Consider the following 21,055-nt stretch of genomic DNA (forward strand, 5'->3'; position numbering starts at 1 on the left):
AAGTGTAACGCTCGCCGGTCAGGATTGGTTTCGGCGGCGTCGAACTCCGCCGCCCGACACATACGCTCGGTGGTAGGTCGGTAGGTGTCTCGGTCAGGCTCCACCCCCGACCACAGAAACGGCGGGCGGGGTCGCCCCGACTCGAAGGTAGGTTTTGTCGAGTTTCGTATATACTGGTCAGTGCTGTTGTTGGGGGCCGACCCCCACCTGTTGGACCGCCGATTTCTCCCCGATTCTGTGTCGACTCCTGGAGCCATATCTGACAGTCGCAGCCCCCACATATCGTCGCCCACCATCGGCGCGATCTGACACCGCGCGCTCTCCCCTCCTGCCGAGCGCGCGGTGTGATCGCGGCCCCGATGGCTCCTGCGCGCCGTGGCGTGCTCGTCGGTCAGCGGAGCTGACTGAACGAACGTATGTGGGGGCTGCTTTGTGTCAGATATGGCTCCAGAGACCATGACCGCGACCGAGGCACAGCCCGCAACCAAGACCGACGACGTGATCAAAGCCTTCATGCGCGATGATGACTTCAGGCGGCTGAATCACCACGTGGACGCGGCTGTTGACGGCGAAGACGTGCGTGCGGTGTTCAGTATCGACATGACCGCCACCAACACCTCCCTCAGAGTCCTCATCACGGAGACCGGCGACGTGATCGAGACCGACCCCCACGGTGACCACTGTTCACACTGTGAGGCCAACGAGGCGTACGTCGCCCGACGAGGAACCCCGAACGGGACGCGCGCGAAGGAGCGGCGACAAGCAAACTGTCGGCACGCCAACGCCGCCAGCAAGACGAAGGCCCTCGGTGATGCTCACGTCAACGACTCGGACAACGCCTGTCCGAACTGTGGCCACTACGCCATCGAGGTACAGGTGACGCCGATCACCCGCCGGACACCCCACGGCGACCGTGTTCATGTTAGCGATGTCGAACAGCGCCGGTGTGGTCACTGTGCCCACAACCGATAGCTAGGTCCGACGACGATAGGGGGTCCGGCCCCACGTCGACGGCCCGTTGGCGAATCCTCGACGCTCGGCGTCGACCTCGCCGCCGACGACGGCTACGTCCGCGCGCGTCGAGATCGCGCGCGGATGATCGCCCGCAGGGAAACCGACCCGACACCGGTGGCGCGCGCCCACCTCCAATCGCGCGCCACCGACACCGGGTCGGTACAGATGCCCTTGGCCTCCAGGAAACCGCCCGAGCCGTGGGTTCGGCGGTATGCTTGTCTCTCGCAGGTAGGCCCTTGCCTGCAAGGTTCCATCGTGCCTGCCGTAGGCGGGCGCGATCCCAGCCTACTGTGTTTGGTGAGGCGGTCGACGCGGGCCCTTTGTCTTGGGGTGAAGCCTGCCATGCCCAATACCTGTACGAACTGTGGCGACCCGACGACGAACCGCGTGAGCCGCCATTCAGGATCGGCGCTGTGTGATGACTGCGACTCGTCGATCTTCGTTGGCCCCACGCCCTGAACAGTTCGCTGTGTGTGAAGAGGGGGGTCGTCGTCATGCCACCCCCACTGCCCACAGAACTACTGATGTCGACGCCGTCGACGTGGGAGTGACCGCCTTGAAAGCCCCCAGCCCGCTCGCGGTCGCTGAGCGACATATCTGACCGCCGAGTTTGCCTGAGTTTGCCTCGCAGATAGGGGTCGTCTCACCCGACCACGTAAACGCGAGCGGGCTGGCCCCTTTCAGTCCCACCCCGCCAGCAGCAGAAATCGGGCCGACGACGCGACCCCTGGGTTCGAGCTCCACGACAGGAGTTGGGGGTTGGGCCCCGCTCGACAGGTCGCCACCCCGCCGGTGGTTGTTGTCGCCCAGCGCGGCCTCGGCTTTCGGGATGGGGATTTGCCGTGTCTCTCGGGCCGCTTTTTCTTCCTCAGGGCCCGTCTCGGATGGACATGAGACCCGGGAAACCGGTCGATTCCGAAATCAAACTCCCCCCATCTGTCAAGACTGATCCGCGCGCGTCCCTCGCCCAGGAACATCTCATTATATTGTCTTCACTCGGGGTGACCTGCGCTACGGTTTTGCTCGGTCACGACACAGGGGTCGCAAAGACTTACTCAAAATCGTCTGCTATTGACCAAACCAACGAGTTCCCCACTTTCTTTTTATTGACTGTTCCCTGTTTGACTAACTTTCTCAGGCGATAGTCGGCACTCTGCCTGGCTATATCAAATTCGTTAGCAATCTCTTGAGTTGCTGCTGGTTCATGCTTCCTAACAGCACTTAATATATCTTCATCGCTATATGCTGGTTCGTATTGGCCATCCTCATTTCGATGCCGATCTTCATCCATCAGGTACAGAGACACATGGTTTTAATTTGAGCCTTTTGCCGCTTTGCCATAGGAATAACGTTTATAACCTTATGCTACATAGCATATGGTAGGAAGCACCGGCCACTAGGGCATTTCAGTCAAATGCCCACGTGTTGGAGACACGTAGGCTGGGCTTTCATAACCAAACCCATGAGACAATTACAATCGAATCTTGAAATTGCTGACGGTCAGTCGCTAGTAGCGATGGTCGGCAACGCTGAGCACGAAGCACTTGCAGACAGTACCATCGAGCAACACGCTCGCAACATCCTCGTCTCGGAAAACAAAAACGTGATCTGTCACGTCCACAGCTCCGCTGAACAGAAAAAATCTCACACTGAAACCCAGTTGAACGGTACCTATCTCAAAAAGTCGACTCCACTTTATCAAGAGGGTGATGCCTAATGTCAGACGCAGCTGACACACCAGATGGAGAGCAGACCCCCGACCGTGATGAGATTCCGCCCACTCGACGAAATAAGGCACTCTCACGAGACGAACATACCTGCCAACTCTGCGGAACAAAAGGTCCAGATGCTGGCGGGATCATCCCCGTGGAGGTCCATCACAAAACGTACAACCCGACTGAGTGTAGGGTCCATGATCTCCCAAATCTGATTACGCTCTGTCGACACTGTCACAACTGGCATCATAACAGACCAAGCGACGAGACACCAGCAGTCGATATCAGCGACGAAGCCAAAGCCAAACTGATCGAGACCGATATCGAAATCATACATCTTCTCACACAAAACGGTCCACTAACGATCGCCGAAATCGCTGACCGAGTGAGCCCGGATCAAACACAACAGGCAGTCAAAGAGCGACTGTATCGAATTATGGGAATTGATACAGAGATCGATACCCAAGAGACACAACTCATTGATCAAGATGCAGAGACCGGACAGTGGGGACTCCCCCATCAGATCGACATCTCCCAACGACGGGTCCCAGATGAGGTCCAAGAAATCGTCCAACGGACTGTAGACAAGATCGTTGAATTGGCGATAAAGCGAGGCTGTGATCGGGAAACTGTCGCTAAAATCGTTGATATCAACGCTCGAACTGCGTATTTGTATAAATACCGGGCCCAAGCTTATGATTTCCCGATTGGTCTGTATACTGGACAAGGGAGACCACGCAAGAATAGCGAGGAAATCACACACAAGTCCGCAGAAGAGAGCACCGGCGACGGAGAGAGCCAACAATCTCTCGATAATCTTTCCGTAGAAGAGCCGACCGGTGAAGATGCAGACGGAGAGCCCGCCACCACCGACGACGTCGACACAGACGAGACAGACCCCGAAGAGACCTCACCAGTGACGGATTCGGCGAGTGATAATAATGACCCGCCGGAAGAATTTGAGGTGATCGACCCTATGCAGCCACAGCCTGATGGGAGCAACCGGGAGTACTTGATTACGGCTGCAGACTATCCTGAAGAACTCCATCCGATTATTCATCGGCTTAATCTTGCTAAAATCTCCAAACGAGAGCATGGACAATCGTCGGAGGATCCTCAGACAAATGGATTAGTCGAGTCACTATTCCAGAATATCCAAGATTTAGAGTTTGAGTGATCTCGCCGCCCACCATATTCGTCCGTTCAGAGAGTCAATGCTGGTCTCTCGGCTGTAGAAGCCAATATCATAACAATCTCATGACTCTCTGTTATGTGTGTCACCGCATCATTAAAATAAACTAGCTTTAGCAGGGGGACTGATCAAAATAGTTGGCATATTTCTCGGTATGATTGAGTGATTGTCTATAAATATTGTAGGTATACGCCAATTAGTTTTAATCGACGTATATACACAGTATGCAATCTCACGCCAAAACCCAATCTCTGTCAAGTGATACACTCCCATTTGAGATCCATGTTGGAGATCTCAGCCACCTCTGGGACGAGACCGGTCGTTCATTAACGCCGCATCATTTGGTTGTTACTCCGACTGATCTCCATCAACGAAACCTCGAAGAACAGCTCCGAAAACACCAGTGGCCCCACAGCAATTTCAAGTTTCGTCGAATCGGCGAACTCGCTATAGGTATTAGCATTCATTTGCAGAGTTCCGTCGTAGGAAACCGTGCGAGGAGAAATCGAGTGGCAGAAGCTGATCCTGAATTTAATCGCTCGCTCTTGTGGCGTAGATTGTTGGTGAGTTAGAGCACAGTTTCAAGAATTGTTTCTAATGCCTCCTTTCCCGGTTTTCGGAAGACTTCACGGCGAAGCTGAAACGCTCTGAGGTACGGCGTGAGTTTGTCTTTGGAGATACCTCGATGGGGCGAGAGCCAGGATCGCACCAGCGATCCGTGGCTCTCGCAGGTATTGACGTGGACATCTCCATCAACGTACTCGCCATCGCCGTGGACGACGTATTCACGAGTGAATTCGTCGTCCTCCTCAAGCGGTTCATACGCCCGAAAGCCGTCGGTATAGACAGTCAGCGACTCCTGGTGGCGGTCAGCCAGCAGGAGTCGGATCGTCGATTCATCGGCGGCTTTCGCTGGGATCACGTACCGCTCACCGGTGCCGCGATCAGCCAAAATAAACACAGGTGGCTTGTCCTTTTCATATGTTCCACGCCCGCGTGTCGACAGGCCACGCGAGCGCGACGGCTGGTCGCGCTCGCGGCCTTTGAGTCCGGCTTTCACGTACAGCTCGTCGATCTCAACAGGACCTTCGAGGTGTGGCAGAGGCGCATCCAGCGCCCGCAGGAAGCGCTGGATGCGCCGATAGATCGTCTTGTAGGAAACGTCAATTTCCACGTCGAGCTGTCTAAAACTCGTGTTGAAGCGGATGTAGGTGTAGACCGCGAGGAACCATTTTTTGAGAGCAACCGCTGAGTGTTCAAAGACTGTGGCTGTCTGATCGTTGAACGTACGGTCGCAATTTTTACACTGGTATCGCTGGAACACTCGATAGCCGCCGTACCGAATCACAGATTCGGCACGGCAGCGTGGGCAATAGACGCCGTCACGCCAGCGAACCTGTCGTAGCAGGTTCGCGGCTCGACGCTCCGAGACAAACGTCTTGATTGGAAACATCGTTTGTCGGGTGACACGAACGTGTCACCCTTGCCCGCTGTGACTTTCAGCTACTGCTAAGCCCTGACCAACAATCCTCTACCCAAGAGCGTAATCGCTAATCCCTATATGTTATGCGCATCTTGAGGAGGTAATTCACTTCGGGACGCGAATTTTTGTCGAAGAAATGGGCCCTGTCGGATTCGAACCAACGACCACCGAGTTATGAGCTCGGCGCTCTAACCAGACTAAGCTAAGGGCCCGTTAAATCGAGATACCGGCCAGTCTCATATGAGTGTGTCGAGACACCTACTCCAGCAATACAACTGGAAGGTGCCATCACCAGCCTCTTTCAAAACCACAGCAAGGCTACATCCACCGGTGAGAAGCCGACCGTTCGATTCCGATGGATGTGCCGGTTGGTGAGCAATTCCCGAGGCTCAAAACACAGAGACCATCCGACAGCGTGGATCCGGAAACACTCCGGTCGGTCACTGACTCCGGTTGTTTCGAGTGTGGCGAACAATACTTCAACCGAGGGGCGGTGACCAATCGGTGTCGACGCTTCTCGAAACGGTTAGTATTGATGAAGCTGGGTTTACCCGTGTTTCGCGGTGTATTGCTCCAATGCGTGTTTGATAGCTTTCGGGCTGTTGGCAACTCTATTTGTAGCTACTCGCATCAAATTTGGCGGCGAATACCCGTCTGAATACTCGAAAATGCGATGTACTGCCGATGTTGGAACCGCTACCGGCGTAAAGTCATCGACGGTGTAAATGAGGGGTGCAGACGTACTGTCCCATAACGTTGTACTCGCCCATTGCTGTTCGTCCTCGAAGGTGGTTCCGATCCAGCCAGTGCCAACGTACTCACCATCCTGATGGAAGAGCACGAGATCGCCAGTAGTCATCTTCTCAAAGGTATCATCTCTGCTTTCTGGAGCCCCGAAGAATTGCACTGTCTCCATTCCAGCGATCGGTTCAGGACAATCTGGATAGTCATCTACGTCGACAGTTGAGCGGACCGTCGCATCAAAATCTGCTGGCAAGGTTCGTGCCAGAAAGATATTAGAACTCACACTGACTGATTATTTACGGCCGAACAAATACTCTCTGGAGCATCGTTACTACGAACTGAGCGGAACAAAAGTAGTTCCTGGAACCTGGCTCTCACGGAATGAATACAAAGTACTTCCGTGGGAAGCCGAGACCTTTGAACAGGAAGTGATTACCCGGCTGATGGAGTTCCTATGATGCTATCGAGCTATAATTTGGCTCCGCCCATAGAGGAGATAGACATGGAGTGACGATGGTGAGAAAGATCGAGATAGAGTGTTCAGGCCCAGTCATGATTATCGATGCCCTCGTAGTGTTTCAATCGACTCTTGATCTCCCAAGCCTCCCATCGACACTCGTAATAGAGAACATCAGCAAGGTCGTCGAAATTGCTCTTATTGAGTTCAATACCACGGTTTCCACGGTGGGTGATGTAAGGTTCGCTTCGGAGGTTGGCGTAGACTTCACTTGCCGTAGGGTAGTCGTCTCCAATAGCTGAGAGACTGAGGAGAGCCTCCTCTGTGATTGGCGTACCCCACTTATGTTTCGCAATCATCGTCGCCAGGAGGGCACACTTCACCGACGGTTTCTCCATAACCGATGGATAAACCCACTTTGATATAAATGCTGTTAATGGTGGTTAACAGTGGTGGAAATACTTATGCACACACGGGTGTTGTCTCACAGTATGAGCAGTATCGAACACGTAGCTGACCGCGGAGAAAAAAAGCAACTCCGTATGGACCATCCAAGCGGGTGGCTCTACCTCACACAGCACGATGCCATTCCAATTCTGGTAGATGCCTTGCTTGATCTCCCACCGAACCGTGAATTCAACAAAACCGAACTCGCAGATCACGCCGGTGTTACTCGCCAGACCGTCGGGAACTATACTGATCTCCTACTCGAGGTCGAACTTATAGAGGAAGTTCAGAACACGTCTCCGCGTCGGTACCGAGTTGCGGACAGCAATGTCGTCCGAGAACTTTTTGAGTTGAATAGTGCGCTCAACAACGTTGGCACAAAGTAGGGGTACTTACACTCTAAGCGATCATCTGTGAAGTCATCACCTGTAGGTTCATCCCGAACACATCATCTATGTTTGGCTTTTAAATATAGTCTGACAGCATCCAGTCGTCGACTTATGAGCCTACAGGCGAACCATCTGGTATGACTGAGCCGGATCCGGCGGAGCTCCCGCCGCTGAATGAGGGAACACCGTCGCTTGACGCGCCGGTCGCGGTGGAATGGTGGTTCAAATTCGGGGAAGACGGACAACCTGATCTCGACACTTTCCACGGGTTTCACGATGCCAAGAAGATTGCTGACGGGGAGCCACCGGCAGTTACGGGTACCGAGGTTGTGACTTCAGCAGGGGTTTCCGTAGAGCCCAACAGTGATTCGAAGGCCGATGCCGGGGACTCTCATCATTTGTTTCTCACACACCGAGAAGCGCTTGAACGCGGTATCGATCCGTGTGTCGAGTGTTTCCCAGCGTACGCGACGGACCGTCGAATCGAGAAAGAACGAAGCGGTGACGGAATTCTCTGTGAACAAGGTGTTGAAGGAATCGTGTTCGCATTATCGACTCGTCACGACTTGGACTCAGAGTGGAAGATCGACTCAGTGCATGAATCATACACGTCGTTGTTGTACCGGGCGCGCGCGGTTCGTGCACACGTCGGTTCGGCTGCCGGGCGGCTTCGTGTTTCGTATATGCCGCTTCGACAGGCTTCGTACACGTCGTTTGAGGAGGCGATGGAGACAGAGCCTTTCATGACACACGTGTCCGAGCTCAGACCGATACAGCCAACAGAGCTCTCAGCGGTTCGTGATCGGGTCGGAGACGAGGCCCTAGAGACGCAAGTACAACATGAACACCGTTATTCGGAGACAGGGAACACGAAGCCGTCGGTCGTTCATAGAGCGGACACACCACCGTGCGAGTATGAACGCGACTTCTCTCCGTCGTGGGGAGAGGAAGACAGTGAACTCCGGGAGATGCTTGATGAGGTACGGCAAACTACTGCTGACGTCATCGAGCGAGGGAACGTTGTCGAGTTCTGTGCGTCGTGTTTCCCGGAACTTGCAGCGTGGACTGGTGATTCTGAGGAGACAACTGAGAAACGTGAACCGTAGTGTTCAATTCAGAATGTCGAACACTTCGACAGCTTTGTACTCCTTACCCCGTTCTTTGCCGGTCACTTCCTCGATAATGCCATCCGACTCGAGGTCTTCGACGATTTTGTAGGCGGTCCGGCGTGAAACATCGAGATAGTCTACGAGGTCTAGTGGTGTGAAATACGGATACTGGAGTAGCTGTCGAGCGAACTTATCTGTATTCGTGCTACCCGAGTACTCTTTGTCGTAGTGGGCTTGGAGATCTCGGAGTCGATGAGTCCGGTTGTACGATGTCTCGGCTTGAGTTCGAAGTCCCTCGACGAAGAATGTGATCCACTCGTCCCATGCGCCAGTTTCACTCACTGCACGCATTCGTTCGACGTACTCGATTTTGTGACGATTGAAGTATGCACTCGGGTAGATATACGGGCTTTCGAGGTACCCTTCGCTGGCCAAATAGAGGATAATAAGTAGTCGACCGAGTCGGCCGTTGCCATCTGAAAACGGGTGAACTGTCTCGAAAAAGTAGTGGATGATGGCGGCGTCGACAAGTGGGTGATACTGTCCACCCATCTGAATGTATGATTCAAATGAGGTCATGAGTCCATTGAGTCCCTCGGGAGCGGGTGGGACAAACGGACGCTTTCCTGGCTGTGGACTCGCGAGATGAACCATATGGTCGCGGAAACCTCCCACGACATCACCTTCATTGCGGACGTCCTCAAGCAAGATCGAATGGAGGTTTTTGAGTAGTGAGAGTGTTAGTGATTCTCTGCTTTCGATTTTGTTGAGCCCATGCGTAAGCGCGGTCTCGTAGTTGAGAGCCTCTTTCAGGTCTTTCTCGATTTTGGGGTCAGTCTGGCCTTCGGGGTGTCTTGTGTGATAGGCTTCGACATCTTGGTAGGCAACATTTGCGCCTTCGATCCGCGCTGATTCGACAGCTTCAATCCGAATGAGAGAGGTGTAAAGAACTGCAGAGAAGTCGACTGTCGAGCTGATACCGTCAACACGGCCGATTTGATACGCTGCATCGGCGACCAGATCACGCGTCTGTTCGGGGAGTTCGAGTTTTGGCTCTATCGGGAGAGGTTCGGGTGAATAGTACGGCTCCGGATGATACGGGACATATTTCCCTGGTGCATCCTCGGGAAGCTCTTTGGTAGGCATTTTGTTGTCGTTATCACTAAGAGCCCCTGTTGGTATAGCTGTTTATATATTGGGTATACGTAGGGGTGGTCTCGGGCCTGCTGTGTAAACTAAGGTGCGAATAGTATACTTGAGAACACCAGCACAGGTAGTAGATGCAATCAATATATAAAAGAGTATACTGGGATCGCATTTGCATTTTTGAGACACCACCTTGTCCGCAGTTCTTTCACTTGCAATCTGGTGTGTCTTCACTCAGCGAATGGGTCAGATATGATCGAAGACGTCACTCAGTTCCTCACGCATGGAGTCTCGTCGATAGCGTCGCTTCTCGGCTTCTGAGAGGTAGTTCTGAGAAACGACTTCCGTACTCGACGAGCCTTGATCGGCAGCGATTCCTTCGAGACCTTCCATCATCTGCTTGACAGCCTCGTTGTAGGTGGTGTACCAGAAGCGCCGGCTCATCTTGGCGGTCGGTGTCTTCGCCTCGACAGTGACTCCTGCGTCCTCAACAAGCCGCTTGAACCGTTGGTTGACTGTTTGCGGTGCGATATGCCCTGACGACGAGCGACTGGATGGGAAGAGATAGCCATCCCAATTCGGGCCATCGAGATCAACAATCCGCTGGTTGAGCACGTCGACGCCGAACAGCAGCGCAACCTCTCCAGGACCGTTCTTGCGCTGCTCGAAGATGATTCGATTGTCCTCGTCGTCGGTGAGCACGAACTGATCGATAGAGAGCGATGCAACCTCGTTGGGTCGGAGCCCCCAGGCTCCAAGAGCCAACACGAGGAGTTGAGAGTCAATAGAGTCGGCGGCCTCGTAGATCGCCCGCATCCCGTCGGCGTCGACGGTCTTGTTGTCGGGTGTATCGATCTCCCAGCGGAATTGATCGTTGGCTCCGTCGAGTGGATTGTATTTCGCGCCCTCGAACCGTACTTGGTGATCGTAGAACTGCTGGACATCGCCGAGGTACTTGAGCCGAGACTGATCGGTCGACAGGCGGTCTTTGAGGATATCGAAAACCTCCATACAGCGGTCATTTTCAGCTGGCCGCTCGTCGATATGATCAAGGTTTCGGGTGAGATTGTGTGGGCCATGCAGCTGCTCGTAGATTCGAGCATACTCCGCCAGTCGAGAGCGTCGACTCACCACTGTCGACGGTGCGAGCTCCCCACGGTTACGCTGTGTCGAGAGATACGTCTGGATTGCTTCGATAGTCTCGTCGCTTCTAACTCCCCAATCGTAGCCTGATTCCTCGTTGTTCCCTCCTGGATTCTCGTCGTCAAGACCGACCTCGTCGACGAAGAACTCTTTGACCGTGAGATCGTGGTGCTCTCGGAGCGTGTAGGACAGTCCGGAGAAGCCGTTGGCAGCTAGCCACTCGTAGCTCGGTCGACCGTGTTTTGGGTTGTAATCGTCTTCTTGCATCGCCGGTCGGATCTTGGTGTAGTAGAAGTCGACCAACTCACTGAGTGACTTACGCGCCCACTGATACTGAGATTCGGTCACGGGAAGGCCCTCGCTGTGTTTCGGGGTGATTTGATATCGCTCATTTTCGTGGAGTAGCGTTTATCTTACGATTATCTAATACTTCTGGTTAGCTACTTGTCTGGTAGAGACAACACGCTAAGTAACTAAATGGGTTGATATCTGGAAAAATTGTATAAATCATATGCTGCTATAGAAATGTGAAATATTCTGCTGTATACGGAAGGTCGATTTTGAACTCCGAGCAAGCTAATTACCGGTACTCAGAAATCGTTCGATACGGGACGTAGTAGCCGATTTCATCGATCCACGTCGACAGCCACTCGTCAGCAGTCGCTTCGTCGATCTTTCCAGCATCGATTGCAGCCAACATAACGCCGACCGACCCGACAACGGTCACACCTTGGTCTTTCGCAAACGACCGGGCATCTCCGTCGTCTGTCAGTAGTCGACCGTCGTGCGCGTCGGCGAGGGCGAAAGCCTGTGCTTCCCCAGGATCGAGATGCCCACCAACAATGGCTTCTCTGTTTGCGACAGTGTCCGAAATCGTCGCAACTGGAATCTCGTCGACGAGTACATCGAGTGCCGACTGAAGATACGGATGATCGTCAACGCCATGTTCGAGTTCCTTGCGAACGACTGGAACTGCACAGATTCCAGAGAGTCCTGCAACCACCCACAGCTGGTCTATGTACGCAAAATTTGAGAGGACAGTCGTGTTCAGAACGCTTGGATTCGCTGGAATATCGTCAGCTGTCATTTCGCATCCGATTTCTCGTCGGCCGAGTCCTTATCATCGAATTCGAGTTCACTCGCCGCCTCTACCTCGTACGCTGCGTCGTCTTCGTCAACGAGTCCGAGGCGGAGTTCAACGCCGTGCTCACGGAGGATATCACGCATCGTCCAGCGGTCGACATCAGCGAGTCTTGCTGCATCACCGAGCGTGATCTGCTCGCGTTTGTAGAGGGCGACCGCAGCTGCAATACGCTCGTTTTCGTGGTCTTCGAAATACGTACGGACGAACTCGCGTAATGCATCGCTCTTGCCACCAAACACCCCTGCCTCAACGGAACCTTCGATTAGAAGGTCAAGGTCGTCTGGATAGGAGCCGGTGATCCGTGCCATTGTTCTATCCCTCACTACGCCTTCATACTATTTATGAACTACGTCAGAATCCCGTATGCAATCATCACACCGAAGGCAATCTCCCGTGGAGCCAAGTTACGTTCCCCACCTCGGTTGATGAACCTGTATCTATCCTACTCCTCCATCAAACACTTGAACAACTCTCTGGCCCGAAGAAAGATAGCGTCGACCTCAAACAGATTCAACAGCGATTCGATGGCTCGTTTGACTTCGTTGCGTCAGGCCATCACCACGATGGGGCTCGGAAAACCTGTTGTGGTGTCCCTGTTATGTACACGGGCGCAGTTGAGCGAATGAGTCCAAACAAGGACCCGACAGATCGTGTTGCATGGCTTCTGACCGTCAAGGGTGGATCAGTGTTTTGTGACCGGTACGATATTCCTTGATTTGACCAATCTCTCGTAGCAAACGCCGTTTAAAACAAAATACTACTGATAGCGCCTAAATCGAGTGAAGTAGGAGTCTGTTGGGAACTGGACCACTACCACCTTAGACGTGTAATGAGATTTGCAAACCTCTCCAGCAACAATTTTACTCAATCAACGGCATCTTGCTTCGGTACACCATCTGCATTGGAAGTCCCTTCGCATCCTCAGGTGGACTCTCCGGTAACCGACGATACTCCTCATCAGATGCACACGCAGTCAGTGCCAACGCAAACGCATCCAACACGTCATCCATCCCAATTGTGAACCCGGTCCCATTGAGCTGTTGTACAACCTTCCGCCAATCACCGTCACTGTACTCAGGTACCGCTTCAAGCGCCGACAAGCGTTCATCAACACCCAGCGCCGTCTTCTTACTGTAACATAAGGATTCACCGTTGAACGCACGGAAACACACCTCGGGATGCCCCTCAACGAACCGCTCCGAAGCCCCAGCACCCAACAATAAATCCTCAACGTCGACAATCCCTGCAGAAATATTCGCAGCCTGTTGAGTCAACCCCTTCCCAGTCACTGACCGATTCACATCACTCACCTCAGAGTGTTCGGCTCCATCAGCAGCAAGGCGTGCAGCCTCACGACACGGAGCCGTAAACACCGACCGATACCGCTGTCCAATCACACTCCGACCGAGATTATCACACTCACGCGATAATTCCCCATCACCATCTGCCACACACGCACAACGGCCCGAATCAGAGGGTTCACACAACCCAATCGGGACATCAACCACAATCCGACTCGCCGACTCACCGAACTCTTCCCATACCTCCGAAATCTCCTCAGACACAAACCCTTCCGGATCATCTCTGCCATCACTGTATGCAACAGCCACCCACGCCCCCGACGACCAATCAACACCAACAAACTCAGAATTCATACTATATTACTAATTACGCTCTATCGACTTGTAGTATTAGAGTACAGTATTGAGGGTGTCATAGAAAGCGTCACACACGAAGACGCAGGATGTTGGAACTGTGTCTACGAGCGCCAGCATCCTGCAAGAGGAGACTTCTATCGACGAGTTCTTCAATGTAATGGCGACCGAGACGCTCGCGTTGTTCGAGCATCTTGAGTTCGACTTTCTCGAAGAATTCGATGTGTTCGCCCCCGCTCGCCGGGGGCGAACACGAGATCATCACCCACCAGCACTCTTCCGAGCGTTCCTGCACTGCTACTACAAGAACGTCTACGGCATCCGTCCAGTCACGCGAGAACTCCAGAACACGGTCGTCTGGCTCAGCTGTGGCTTCGATCGACCGCCGTCGAGAGACGCGGTCGATCGCTTCCTCACCGACCTCGAACACGTCGTCGACGAGGTCTTCGACCGCCTCGTCGAGCAGGCCGCCTGCCGCGGCCTGCTCGACTTGACCTACTCCATCGATTCCACCGACGTGAGGACGATGCCCGCCGACCAAGACGCGTCGAAAGGCTACGATCCAACCGCCGAAGAGTACTACCACGGCTACGGCTGTACGATCGTCTCGACCGGGCAAAAGATCCCGATTGCCGCGGAGTTCACCGAGAGCAAGCAAGCGCCAGAGGAGACGGCGATGCGCGTCACGTGTGACGCGCTCGCCGTCGAGAAACCGATCTGGATGCTTGGAGACAGCGCCTACGACACGCTCGGCTGGCACGACCACCTGCTGGCCGCAGGGGTCGTGCCAGTCGCTCCGTACAACGCACGAAACACCGACGATCCGAAAGACATCGAGTACAGGGTCGAAGCCCGCATCGACGAACACAGCGAGGACGTTCAGCTGAAGCAATCGACGCTAGACGAGACGTACAACCGCCGGAGTGGAGTCGAACGAACCAACGACGCCGTCAAGGACTGCGGCCTCGGGCACGTTCGCGCCCGAGGCCGCGTCCACGCACGAGCACAAGTGTTCCTCGCGCTGTGCCTTCGTCTCGTTATTGCGATCACCAACGACGAACGCGGAGACAATCCAGGAAGCACCGTCATCACGCTATGAGAACTATTCTATGACACCCTCTTTAGTAGCGCAAATCGAACACTCAGACATGCTTCTCTATCAAATAGATAATACGAAAACAGTGTGATAAGTTTCGCGCTTATATCTACCATAGATTATTTGACTATTAATAAATATTCTGCCTGTTTTAAGAATAGTCACTTACTGACTCAGCGTTTCGAGCAGCCGAACTGCTGGAGCTTTCGTCAGCGGTTCGTTGCCGTTGCCACACTGCGGAGATTGGACGCAGGCCGGACAGCCACCCTCGCAGTCGCAGTCCCCAATAAGTCCGGCCGTCCGACCCATGAGTTCGTCGACCAGATCGAATCCGGCCTCGGTGAGTCCGACGCCGCCGGGGTAGCCGTCGTAGATGAACACTGTCGACCGGTCAGTATGAGTGTGGTAGGGTGTCGAAATCCCGCCGATGTCCCCCCGGTCACAGAGGAGCAGGAGGGGAAATAGCGAGATCATCCCGTGTTCGGCGGCGTGAATGGCTCCATTGAACTCGTCGTCGGTGTGGTCGGCTCTGAGGTCGGCCTCGACTGCTGGCGGGACAGTGAAGTACAGCGCTTTGGTTCGGAGCGTCGACTCCGGAAGATCCAACATTCCCTCGCCGATTACGTCACCCGTTTTCCGGTCCTTGCGCTGGAAGCCGGTGATCTGCTCGGTGACGGTGACATCGGCGTAGTGGACCGTCGCCGTCTCCTCGGATGTCTCGTCGTATGGCAACGGTTTCTCCATGAGATCCTCGTTGACGACAATCGACTTATCGGAGAGAACCTGCGTGTAGTAGTCGGCCCACGTCGACTGGAGTTCGGCCACGTCGCGGTCCAGATCCAACTTGCTCACCTCATAGGTCTGGCCCTGCTGATGGTAGATCGCCCCACGGTGAGCATCTCGCAGAGCGTCATCGAAGCCGAGCGTGGCGATCACGTCGTTCGTACGACCATCGAGGAGGTCGACCTCCCGATCACCCACGGTCCGCAAACTCATCTCGTGTTGGGGGCTGCCATCACCGCTGTAGGTCCACCGAAGTCCGTCAGCGGTTTGTCGACGTTCGAGCAACCCCTCGGCCTCCAACTCGGTGACGATTTCCGGAAACGCCTCGCCGAAGTGGGTTTCGTCCTTAACTGAGAGCCAGTTTTCGGCGGCCGCACTGGCGATATGCTGGGGGAGTAGCTCTCGGTTCTCGGGATCGGAGACCGCCCGTTCGGGCTCGGTCTCGAAGAACTCGGTGGGATGACGCATGAAGTACTGGTCGAGTTGATCCTCGCCGCCGACGAAGGCGACTAAGGCGGGATCGGTCCCCCGACCTGCGCGTCCGGCCTGCTGGCTGGCCGACATTCGAGTGCCGGGGTAGCCATCGAGAATGACGGCATCGAGGCCGCCGACATCGACGCCCAATTCCAGCGCGTTGGTGCTCCAGATGCCACGCAGATCACCGGACTGCAGATCAGCCTCGATCTCTCGGCGCAGGTCGTGTTTCAGGGCGGCCTGATAAGCTCGGATCTTTCCAGCGAGGTCGTACTCGCCCCGATTCCGGAGTTCCTCGCTGCTCTCGGTGGCGTACTGTTCGGCCGCCTGCCGAGCGCGCGTAAAGGCGAGGGTTTGGTAGCCACGCGAGACGAGGTCGACAAACAGCTGTTTGGATTCCGTGTGGCTCGATTTGCGTCGACCCGAACCGCGGTCCTGCCAGCCGTCGCCGTACTCGGGTGGATTCCACAGCAGCCAGTGGCGGGGGCCGCGTCCACTGGTATCCTCGTCAATGAGCCGGTAGCTGTCGGCCTCGCGGCCGGTAATTCGGGCGGCGTGCTCTACGGGATTCCCAATCGTCGCCGAACAGCAGACGAACTGTGGGTCGGCATCGTAGCGTTCACAGATGCGATTGAGTCGACGGAGGACGAGGCTGACTTGGGTGCCGAACACGCCGCGGTAGCTGTGGACCTCGTCGATAACGACGAGTTCCAGCGACGAGAAAAACCAGTCCCAGAGGCGATTGGCATACGGCAACAGCGCGTAGTGGAGCATATCCGGGTTCGACAGCAGAACGGTGGGCATCCGGTCTCGGACGTCCCGTTTTTCTGTTTTTGAAAGGCGGCCAGTGTACTGGTCGACCGAGACACGACTGCCGAACCCGAGGCCATGAGCCAGATCCGAGAGCGATTCGTCCTGATCGGCAATAAGGGCATTCTGAGGACCTATATAAAGGGTGCGGCCGCCGTGGTCCATCGCCCGCTCGAAGGCCGGGACGGTGTAGGCGAGGCTCTTGCCGCTGGCGGTTTCGGTGGCGATGACGGTGTTGTCGCCGTCGCGGATGGCTTCGATGGCGTCGGCCTGATGTCGGTACAGTGAGTCGATGCCACGGTCGACGAGCGCGGATTCGAGTCGACCCTCAAGCGGGATGTCGGTGGTGGTCGCTTCGCGAGCCGGAAGGGTGCGATGGGCGGCGATCTGGCCGTCGTAGAAGGGGCGCGTACGGAGCCAGTCGACCAATTCGTTCACACCGGTTTTGGGGAGTCAAGAGTCATACCGATTGTGGTGCGCTTGTGGGTGGACGTCGACACTCGAACCGAACGGACACCACGTACAGGAGCGACGAATCTCAGTTGACCACTGTCCTGCTGATCCGTTCCTACAGTCGCGTCTCGTCGGGATCATGCTCGGCCCGTGTCTCTCGCTGTGCATCTCGCTCAGTGCTCGTGTCGGCGCGTACTGCTTGCTCGGCGGACCGCCGATCCGTAACCGGGGTGTCGTTGGTCTCCGAACGAATTCCCCACCAGATCAGCAGGGGGCCACCGACGGCGATCAGGAGGATGATCGCGAGGTCAATCACGGGTTACCCAAAGAAGACGTCTATCAGGTTGCTCGACCCGGCGTCGGACTTGTAGAGCTCGGTATACCCGCAGTTGGTACACGACACCGTCTTGAAGCCGCGGTTCTGGATATCGAATAGTTTGCTCAGCCCGCTGCCGGTCGTCGAGATCTTGTCGACTTCCGCCTCGGTATGGTCACATTTCGGACACCCACTGTCGTCCATATCGTCGAAGGGCATGTATCGATATATTGTGTCAATAAAGGTATTACTTTTGCCATGAACAGTCACCGCAACAGGGAGCAACCGACGGTGGGTTTGTGACGAAACCGCGGAGCGTCACTCGTGCCGGAGTGCGTCGATTGGGTCGACGCGGGCGGCGCGCCACGCGGGGTAGAGTCCGGCGACGACGCCGACGACGATGCCAACGATGACCGCCAGCGCCATCCAAGACGGCGCAAGCGAGAAGCCCACATCGGCGTACCGAGTCGCCCCGAAGCCGACGACGAGTCCCAGCGGGACGCCCAACAGGGAGCCGAGCGTGCCGAGCAACGCGGCCTCGATGATGAACACGCCCATCACGTCACGGTTTCTGGCTCCGACGGCCTTCATGATCCCTATCTCTCGTGTGCGTTCGGTGACACTGACCAACATCACGTTGGCGATGCCGATGGCTCCGACGACGAGCGAGATGACGCCGATTCCGGTGACGAAACGGGTGATGCGCTCGATCACGTCGCTGATCTCGTCGACGAAATCGCTCCCCGACCGGGCGACCAACTCGGTGTCGGCAGCCGATAGCTGGCGAGCGTCGGAGTCCGTCGACAGATACCCTTCTATCGCCGCCTTCGTTGCCGGAATTTGCCGAGGATCACTCACAACGGTCACCTGTGGATAGGCTCGCTGTCGGACGCCAGCGCTCGGGCTCTCGACAACGGAGTTATAAAAGGGGTCGATAGGGGCATAGACCCGCGGCTGGCGGGCGAAGTCGCTGATCGGGAGTTCGCCGCGAGTCCCACTGACGACGCCGGTGACGGTGACTTCGCGTTCCTCGCCATTGGGCATGACCATCGTCAGCGTCGACCCCGCAGTCAGGTTCTCCGAGAAGGCCTCGGCCATGCGTTCGTTGACGACGACCTCCTCCTCGCCGGATGTGAACGTTCGACCTGAAACGATGGAGTCGGGGGTGATACTGGCGGGGGTTGTTGCCGTTACCTGCTGTCTGGCGAGGGTCTGGTTGCCCTGTCTCACTGAGCCGACTTGGATGATCCCGCGTGGGAGCACCGCGTCGACGCCCTCGATTGCTCGGATTCGGTCGACGTCGGATTCGGTGAAGACGGGTTGGAAGGTTCGGTCGAAGCCCTCGTCGCCCTCCGGAGTACCGAAGATGTAAATATTTCCTGCGCTGCTGTCGCCGATGTCGCCGACGATCTCGGCCTGAACGCTGGCCCCGAAGGTGGCGAAGGTGATCACCGAGGCGATACCGATGACGACCCCGAGCACCGTCAGCGCCGACCGGAGTTTGTGGGCTCGAATCGAGCGAATGGCGATGCGGAGTGATTCGCGACTGTCCATCAGTCGACCGCCTCCGTGAGTTCCTCAATAGATCGAATATGGCCGTCTTCGACGTGGACGATTCGGTCGGCGCGTTCGGCGACGTGGCGTTCGTGGGTCACAACGAGAATGGTGTTGCCCGCCTCGTGGAGCTCATCGAAGATGTCGAGAATGTTTGCTCCGGTATCGGTGTCGACGTTCCCTGTCGGTTCGTCGGCGAGAATGAGTGCCGGGTCGGGTGCGAGTGCACGGGCGATGGCGACGCGCTGGCGCTGGCCGCCGCTGAGTTCCGAGGGGACGTGGTCGAGGCGGTCGCCGAGGCCGACGTCCGAGAGGAGGTCGCGGGCTCGCTGGCGGCGCTCCTCGCGGCTCCAGCCATCGAAGACCAGTGGAAGGGCAACGTTTTCGACTGCCGTAAGGCGTGGCATGAGATTGAACGTCTGGAAGACGAAGCCGATTTCGGTGCCTCGGATGGCGGCGCGTTCGGCCTCGCTTTCGGCCGACACCTCGTGGCCGTCGACCGTGACCCGACCGGCCGAGGGGGTGTCGAGGCCGCCAACGAGATTGAGCAAGGTGCTTTTGCCGGAGCCACTGGGTCCCATGATCGCGGTGTAGGAGCCGCGAGAGAGGCTGAGGCTCACGTTGTCCAGAGCGGTGACGGTGTTGCCGATTGTGTACTCCTTGGTGACGGTGTCGACGACGACGGTTGGATCGTCGGCTTCACTCCCCGGGACTCCTGAACTCTCACTCACAGGGCCTGCTTCGGGGGCCCAGCGTATGAACGTTCGCCGCCCCGCTGTGGCTTGAATCGTCTGTCAACGACTGATTCAGTATACTGAGAGAAATGTACTTACGCGGCAAACCCATATGTGCGATAATGAGACTATCCGGCTCAAATCGCGGCGCGGCAGTCCTCGCAGCAGTCGTTGCAATCGGGCTGGTGGTCGCTGGCGTGGCAGTCGGGGTTCCGGCAGCCGCGGAGCTCCAACAGCCCTCGGGCGATGAGATCATCGAGGATGTCGAACAGCGATACGACGAGGCCGAAACGGTGACCGGAACCGCAGAGATCACCGTGACCAACGACAGCGAGACGAAAGCGGCGACCGTCGACTTCGCAACCAAGGAGCCTGACAAGTTCAGAATCGCAGGCGAGACCGACGACGGCGAGAGCTTCGAGGCCGGCTCTAACGGCTCGGTCGGCTGGTTCGTCGGTGAGGACAACTCCTACGCCAGAGAGATCCCAGCCGAGGGAGACCACCACGAGTATCACGAGAACGGGGACCACCACGGGATGATGACTGATCCGGTGGGCGAGACCGTTGACGCGGAACTCGTCGACACCACCGAGATCGACGGCGAAGAGGCCTACGTCGTCGAACTGACGCCGACCGAGGAGGCAACCGAGGACCACCACAACATGGAGACGACGCTCTGGGTGTCGACCGAGGACTCGCGGGTGCTGCAGGTGACCGCCAGCGACGACTCAAAGGAAGTGACCGCAGAGATCACCGAAACTGAGTTCGACGTCAGCGTCCACGACAGCACCTTCGAGCCGCCCGAAGACCGGGTTTCGGTGACGTCCAGCGAAACCTACGAGAGCTTCGAGGATCTGGAGGCGTCGACCGACCTCCCAATCCCGAGTTACGATGACGGCGAGTTCGAGGAGGCCACCCACTTCACCAGCGCCGATGGTGAGGCCGTGATTCAGGAGTATGAGACCGACGACGGCGAGGTGCAGGTCATCACCGCGACCGGCGCGGAAGACCGTCTCAGCGAGGTTGACGACGGAGAGCGTGTGACCGTGGATGGCGAAGATGCGACCGCCGTCGACCGGGATGATCGGACGGTCGTGTTCTGGACTGACGAGGATGTGACGACCGGCGTTGTTGTGGATGGCAGTGTCGACGATGCTGTGGCGGTGGCCGAAGCGATTCGGTAGAGGCTTCCACCTC

21 protein-coding genes and 1 tRNA gene are annotated in these 21,055 nt (G+C 56.2%); 7 read left to right on the forward strand and 15 right to left on the reverse strand.

Annotation, left to right across the window (positions count from 1 at the left end; genetic code table 11):
• Positions 1-441 precede the first annotated feature (441 nt).
• Positions 442-972 (forward strand): hypothetical protein, encoded by a 531-nt coding sequence (locus tag HALTADL_RS07760; RefSeq protein ID WP_089673842.1) that lies wholly within the window; start codon positions 442-444, stop codon positions 970-972.
• 1,093 nt (positions 973-2,065) lie between these two features.
• On the opposite strand, the gene HALTADL_RS07765 is transcribed toward HALTADL_RS07760, so the two are convergent.
• Entirely contained in the window at positions 2,066-2,305 is a 240-nt protein-coding gene (locus HALTADL_RS07765; protein WP_089673843.1) for a winged helix-turn-helix domain-containing protein, read from the reverse strand.
• Positions 2,306-2,476: 171 nt separating this feature from the next.
• Between HALTADL_RS07765 and HALTADL_RS07770 the strand changes: the two genes are divergently transcribed.
• Together HALTADL_RS07770 and HALTADL_RS17320 are read left to right on the forward strand one after the other, a co-directional pair.
• Positions 2,477-2,731 carry an FHA domain-containing protein gene (locus tag HALTADL_RS07770; protein WP_143054199.1) on the forward strand — a complete coding sequence of 85 codons (255 nt, stop codon included), beginning with the start codon at positions 2,477-2,479 and terminating at the stop codon, positions 2,729-2,731.
• Positions 2,732-3,165: 434 nt separating this feature from the next.
• The gene (locus tag HALTADL_RS17320) at positions 3,166-3,906 is read left to right on the forward strand and encodes a hypothetical protein (RefSeq protein WP_162551698.1); all 741 of its coding nucleotides are present in this window, start codon (positions 3,166-3,168) and stop codon (positions 3,904-3,906) included.
• A 583-nt stretch (positions 3,907-4,489) separates the two neighbouring features.
• On the opposite strand, the gene HALTADL_RS07780 is transcribed toward HALTADL_RS17320, so the two are convergent.
• From HALTADL_RS07780 to HALTADL_RS07795, 4 genes are all read right to left on the reverse strand, one after another.
• Positions 4,490-5,374 (reverse strand): IS1595-like element ISHli7 family transposase, encoded by an 885-nt coding sequence (locus tag HALTADL_RS07780; protein WP_076611317.1) that lies wholly within the window; start codon positions 5,372-5,374, stop codon positions 4,490-4,492.
• A gap of 167 nt (positions 5,375-5,541) precedes the next feature.
• Positions 5,542-5,616 (reverse strand) — tRNA-Ile (locus HALTADL_RS07785).
• Between the two features lie 335 nt (positions 5,617-5,951).
• Positions 5,952-6,431: a hypothetical protein gene (locus HALTADL_RS07790; protein ID WP_143054200.1), complete on the reverse strand. Its 480-nt coding sequence runs from the start codon at positions 6,429-6,431 to the stop codon at positions 5,952-5,954.
• A 257-nt stretch (positions 6,432-6,688) separates the two neighbouring features.
• A complete protein-coding gene (locus HALTADL_RS07795) occupies positions 6,689-7,003 on the reverse strand; it encodes a hypothetical protein (protein ID WP_089673847.1) in 315 nt (104 codons plus the stop codon).
• Positions 7,004-7,096: 93 nt separating this feature from the next.
• On the opposite strand from HALTADL_RS07795, the gene HALTADL_RS07800 reads away from it, so the two are divergent.
• Positions 7,097-7,438, forward strand: a complete 342-nt coding sequence (locus HALTADL_RS07800) for a hypothetical protein (RefSeq protein ID WP_177171971.1) — start codon at positions 7,097-7,099, stop codon at positions 7,436-7,438.
• Between the two features lie 140 nt (positions 7,439-7,578).
• The gene (locus HALTADL_RS07805) at positions 7,579-8,547 is read left to right on the forward strand and encodes a hypothetical protein (RefSeq protein WP_089673848.1); all 969 of its coding nucleotides are present in this window, start codon (positions 7,579-7,581) and stop codon (positions 8,545-8,547) included.
• A 3-nt stretch (positions 8,548-8,550) separates the two neighbouring features.
• Here HALTADL_RS07805 and HALTADL_RS07810 read toward each other — a convergent pair whose 3' ends face one another.
• The 5 genes from HALTADL_RS07810 to HALTADL_RS07830 form a co-directional block, all read right to left on the reverse strand.
• Positions 8,551-9,696 (reverse strand): Fic family protein, encoded by a 1,146-nt coding sequence (locus HALTADL_RS07810; protein ID WP_089673849.1) that lies wholly within the window; start codon positions 9,694-9,696, stop codon positions 8,551-8,553.
• A 246-nt stretch (positions 9,697-9,942) separates the two neighbouring features.
• Entirely contained in the window at positions 9,943-11,187 is a 1,245-nt protein-coding gene (locus tag HALTADL_RS07815) for a tyrosine-type recombinase/integrase (protein WP_245708526.1), read from the reverse strand.
• A gap of 232 nt (positions 11,188-11,419) precedes the next feature.
• Positions 11,420-11,926, reverse strand: a complete 507-nt coding sequence (locus HALTADL_RS07820; protein ID WP_089673850.1) for a twitching motility protein PilT — start codon at positions 11,924-11,926, stop codon at positions 11,420-11,422.
• Positions 11,923-12,291, reverse strand: coding sequence for a UPF0175 family protein (locus HALTADL_RS07825; protein WP_089673851.1), 369 nt, complete (start codon positions 12,289-12,291; stop codon positions 11,923-11,925). The genes HALTADL_RS07820 and HALTADL_RS07825 overlap by 4 nt, the downstream gene beginning before the upstream one ends.
• Before the next feature lie 552 nt (positions 12,292-12,843).
• Positions 12,844-13,638 (reverse strand): DUF429 domain-containing protein, encoded by a 795-nt coding sequence (locus tag HALTADL_RS07830; RefSeq protein ID WP_089673852.1) that lies wholly within the window; start codon positions 13,636-13,638, stop codon positions 12,844-12,846.
• Positions 13,639-13,798: 160 nt separating this feature from the next.
• Between HALTADL_RS07830 and HALTADL_RS07835 the strand changes: the two genes are divergently transcribed.
• A complete protein-coding gene (locus HALTADL_RS07835) occupies positions 13,799-14,737 on the forward strand; it encodes a transposase (protein WP_015911568.1) in 939 nt (312 codons plus the stop codon).
• Between the two features lie 162 nt (positions 14,738-14,899).
• Here the strand turns inward: HALTADL_RS07835 and HALTADL_RS07840 are convergent, their stop codons facing one another.
• From HALTADL_RS07840 to HALTADL_RS07860, 5 genes are all read right to left on the reverse strand, one after another.
• Positions 14,900-17,239 carry a DEAD/DEAH box helicase gene (locus HALTADL_RS07840; protein WP_089672742.1) on the reverse strand — a complete coding sequence of 780 codons (2,340 nt, stop codon included), beginning with the start codon at positions 17,237-17,239 and terminating at the stop codon, positions 14,900-14,902.
• 130 nt (positions 17,240-17,369) lie between these two features.
• On the reverse strand, positions 17,370-17,570 hold the full coding sequence (locus HALTADL_RS07845) for a hypothetical protein (protein ID WP_089672741.1): 201 nt from the start codon (positions 17,568-17,570) through the stop codon (positions 17,370-17,372).
• A gap of 3 nt (positions 17,571-17,573) precedes the next feature.
• Entirely contained in the window at positions 17,574-17,789 is a 216-nt protein-coding gene (locus tag HALTADL_RS07850; RefSeq protein WP_218143669.1) for a zinc ribbon domain-containing protein, read from the reverse strand.
• A 99-nt stretch (positions 17,790-17,888) separates the two neighbouring features.
• Complete coding sequence (locus tag HALTADL_RS07855) at positions 17,889-19,124, reverse strand: ABC transporter permease (protein ID WP_089672740.1); 1,236 nt, start codon at positions 19,122-19,124, stop codon at positions 17,889-17,891.
• A complete protein-coding gene (locus tag HALTADL_RS07860; protein ID WP_089672739.1) occupies positions 19,124-19,855 on the reverse strand; it encodes an ABC transporter ATP-binding protein in 732 nt (243 codons plus the stop codon). Before HALTADL_RS07860 ends, HALTADL_RS07855 begins: the two co-directional genes overlap by 1 nt.
• Before the next feature lie 125 nt (positions 19,856-19,980).
• On the opposite strand from HALTADL_RS07860, the gene HALTADL_RS07865 reads away from it, so the two are divergent.
• Positions 19,981-21,042 (forward strand): LolA family protein, encoded by a 1,062-nt coding sequence (locus HALTADL_RS07865; RefSeq protein WP_089672738.1) that lies wholly within the window; start codon positions 19,981-19,983, stop codon positions 21,040-21,042.
• The last annotated feature ends 13 nt before the right edge of the window (positions 21,043-21,055 follow it).

The sequence above is a fragment of the Halohasta litchfieldiae genome (assembly GCF_002788215.1).
In the GTDB taxonomy this organism is placed as follows: domain Archaea; phylum Halobacteriota; class Halobacteria; order Halobacteriales; family Haloferacaceae; genus Halohasta; species Halohasta litchfieldiae.

Excerpts from the sequence above, each read along its gene's own strand:
- HALTADL_RS07760 (WP_089673842.1), top strand. The coding sequence starts at position 442 with ATGGCTCCAGAGACCATGACCGCGACCGAGGCACAGCCCGCAACCAAG.
- HALTADL_RS07765 (WP_089673843.1), bottom strand. The coding sequence starts at position 2,305 with ATGGATGAAGATCGGCATCGAAATGAGGATGGCCAATACGAACCAGCA.
- HALTADL_RS07770 (WP_143054199.1), top strand. The coding sequence starts at position 2,477 with ATGAGACAATTACAATCGAATCTTGAAATTGCTGACGGTCAGTCGCTA.
- HALTADL_RS17320 (WP_162551698.1), top strand. The coding sequence starts at position 3,166 with ATGGGAATTGATACAGAGATCGATACCCAAGAGACACAACTCATTGAT.
- HALTADL_RS07780 (WP_076611317.1), bottom strand. The coding sequence starts at position 5,374 with ATGTTTCCAATCAAGACGTTTGTCTCGGAGCGTCGAGCCGCGAACCTG.
- HALTADL_RS07795 (WP_089673847.1), bottom strand. The coding sequence starts at position 7,003 with ATGGAGAAACCGTCGGTGAAGTGTGCCCTCCTGGCGACGATGATTGCG.
- HALTADL_RS07800 (WP_177171971.1), top strand. The coding sequence starts at position 7,097 with ATGAGCAGTATCGAACACGTAGCTGACCGCGGAGAAAAAAAGCAACTC.
- HALTADL_RS07805 (WP_089673848.1), top strand. The coding sequence starts at position 7,579 with ATGACTGAGCCGGATCCGGCGGAGCTCCCGCCGCTGAATGAGGGAACA.
- HALTADL_RS07810 (WP_089673849.1), bottom strand. The coding sequence starts at position 9,696 with ATGCCTACCAAAGAGCTTCCCGAGGATGCACCAGGGAAATATGTCCCG.
- HALTADL_RS07820 (WP_089673850.1), bottom strand. The coding sequence starts at position 11,926 with ATGACAGCTGACGATATTCCAGCGAATCCAAGCGTTCTGAACACGACT.
- HALTADL_RS07825 (WP_089673851.1), bottom strand. The coding sequence starts at position 12,291 with ATGGCACGGATCACCGGCTCCTATCCAGACGACCTTGACCTTCTAATC.
- HALTADL_RS07830 (WP_089673852.1), bottom strand. The coding sequence starts at position 13,638 with ATGAATTCTGAGTTTGTTGGTGTTGATTGGTCGTCGGGGGCGTGGGTG.
- HALTADL_RS07835 (WP_015911568.1), top strand. The coding sequence starts at position 13,799 with ATGGCGACCGAGACGCTCGCGTTGTTCGAGCATCTTGAGTTCGACTTT.
- HALTADL_RS07850 (WP_218143669.1), bottom strand. The coding sequence starts at position 17,789 with ATGCCCTTCGACGATATGGACGACAGTGGGTGTCCGAAATGTGACCAT.
- HALTADL_RS07855 (WP_089672740.1), bottom strand. The coding sequence starts at position 19,124 with ATGGACAGTCGCGAATCACTCCGCATCGCCATTCGCTCGATTCGAGCC.
- HALTADL_RS07865 (WP_089672738.1), top strand. The coding sequence starts at position 19,981 with ATGAGACTATCCGGCTCAAATCGCGGCGCGGCAGTCCTCGCAGCAGTC.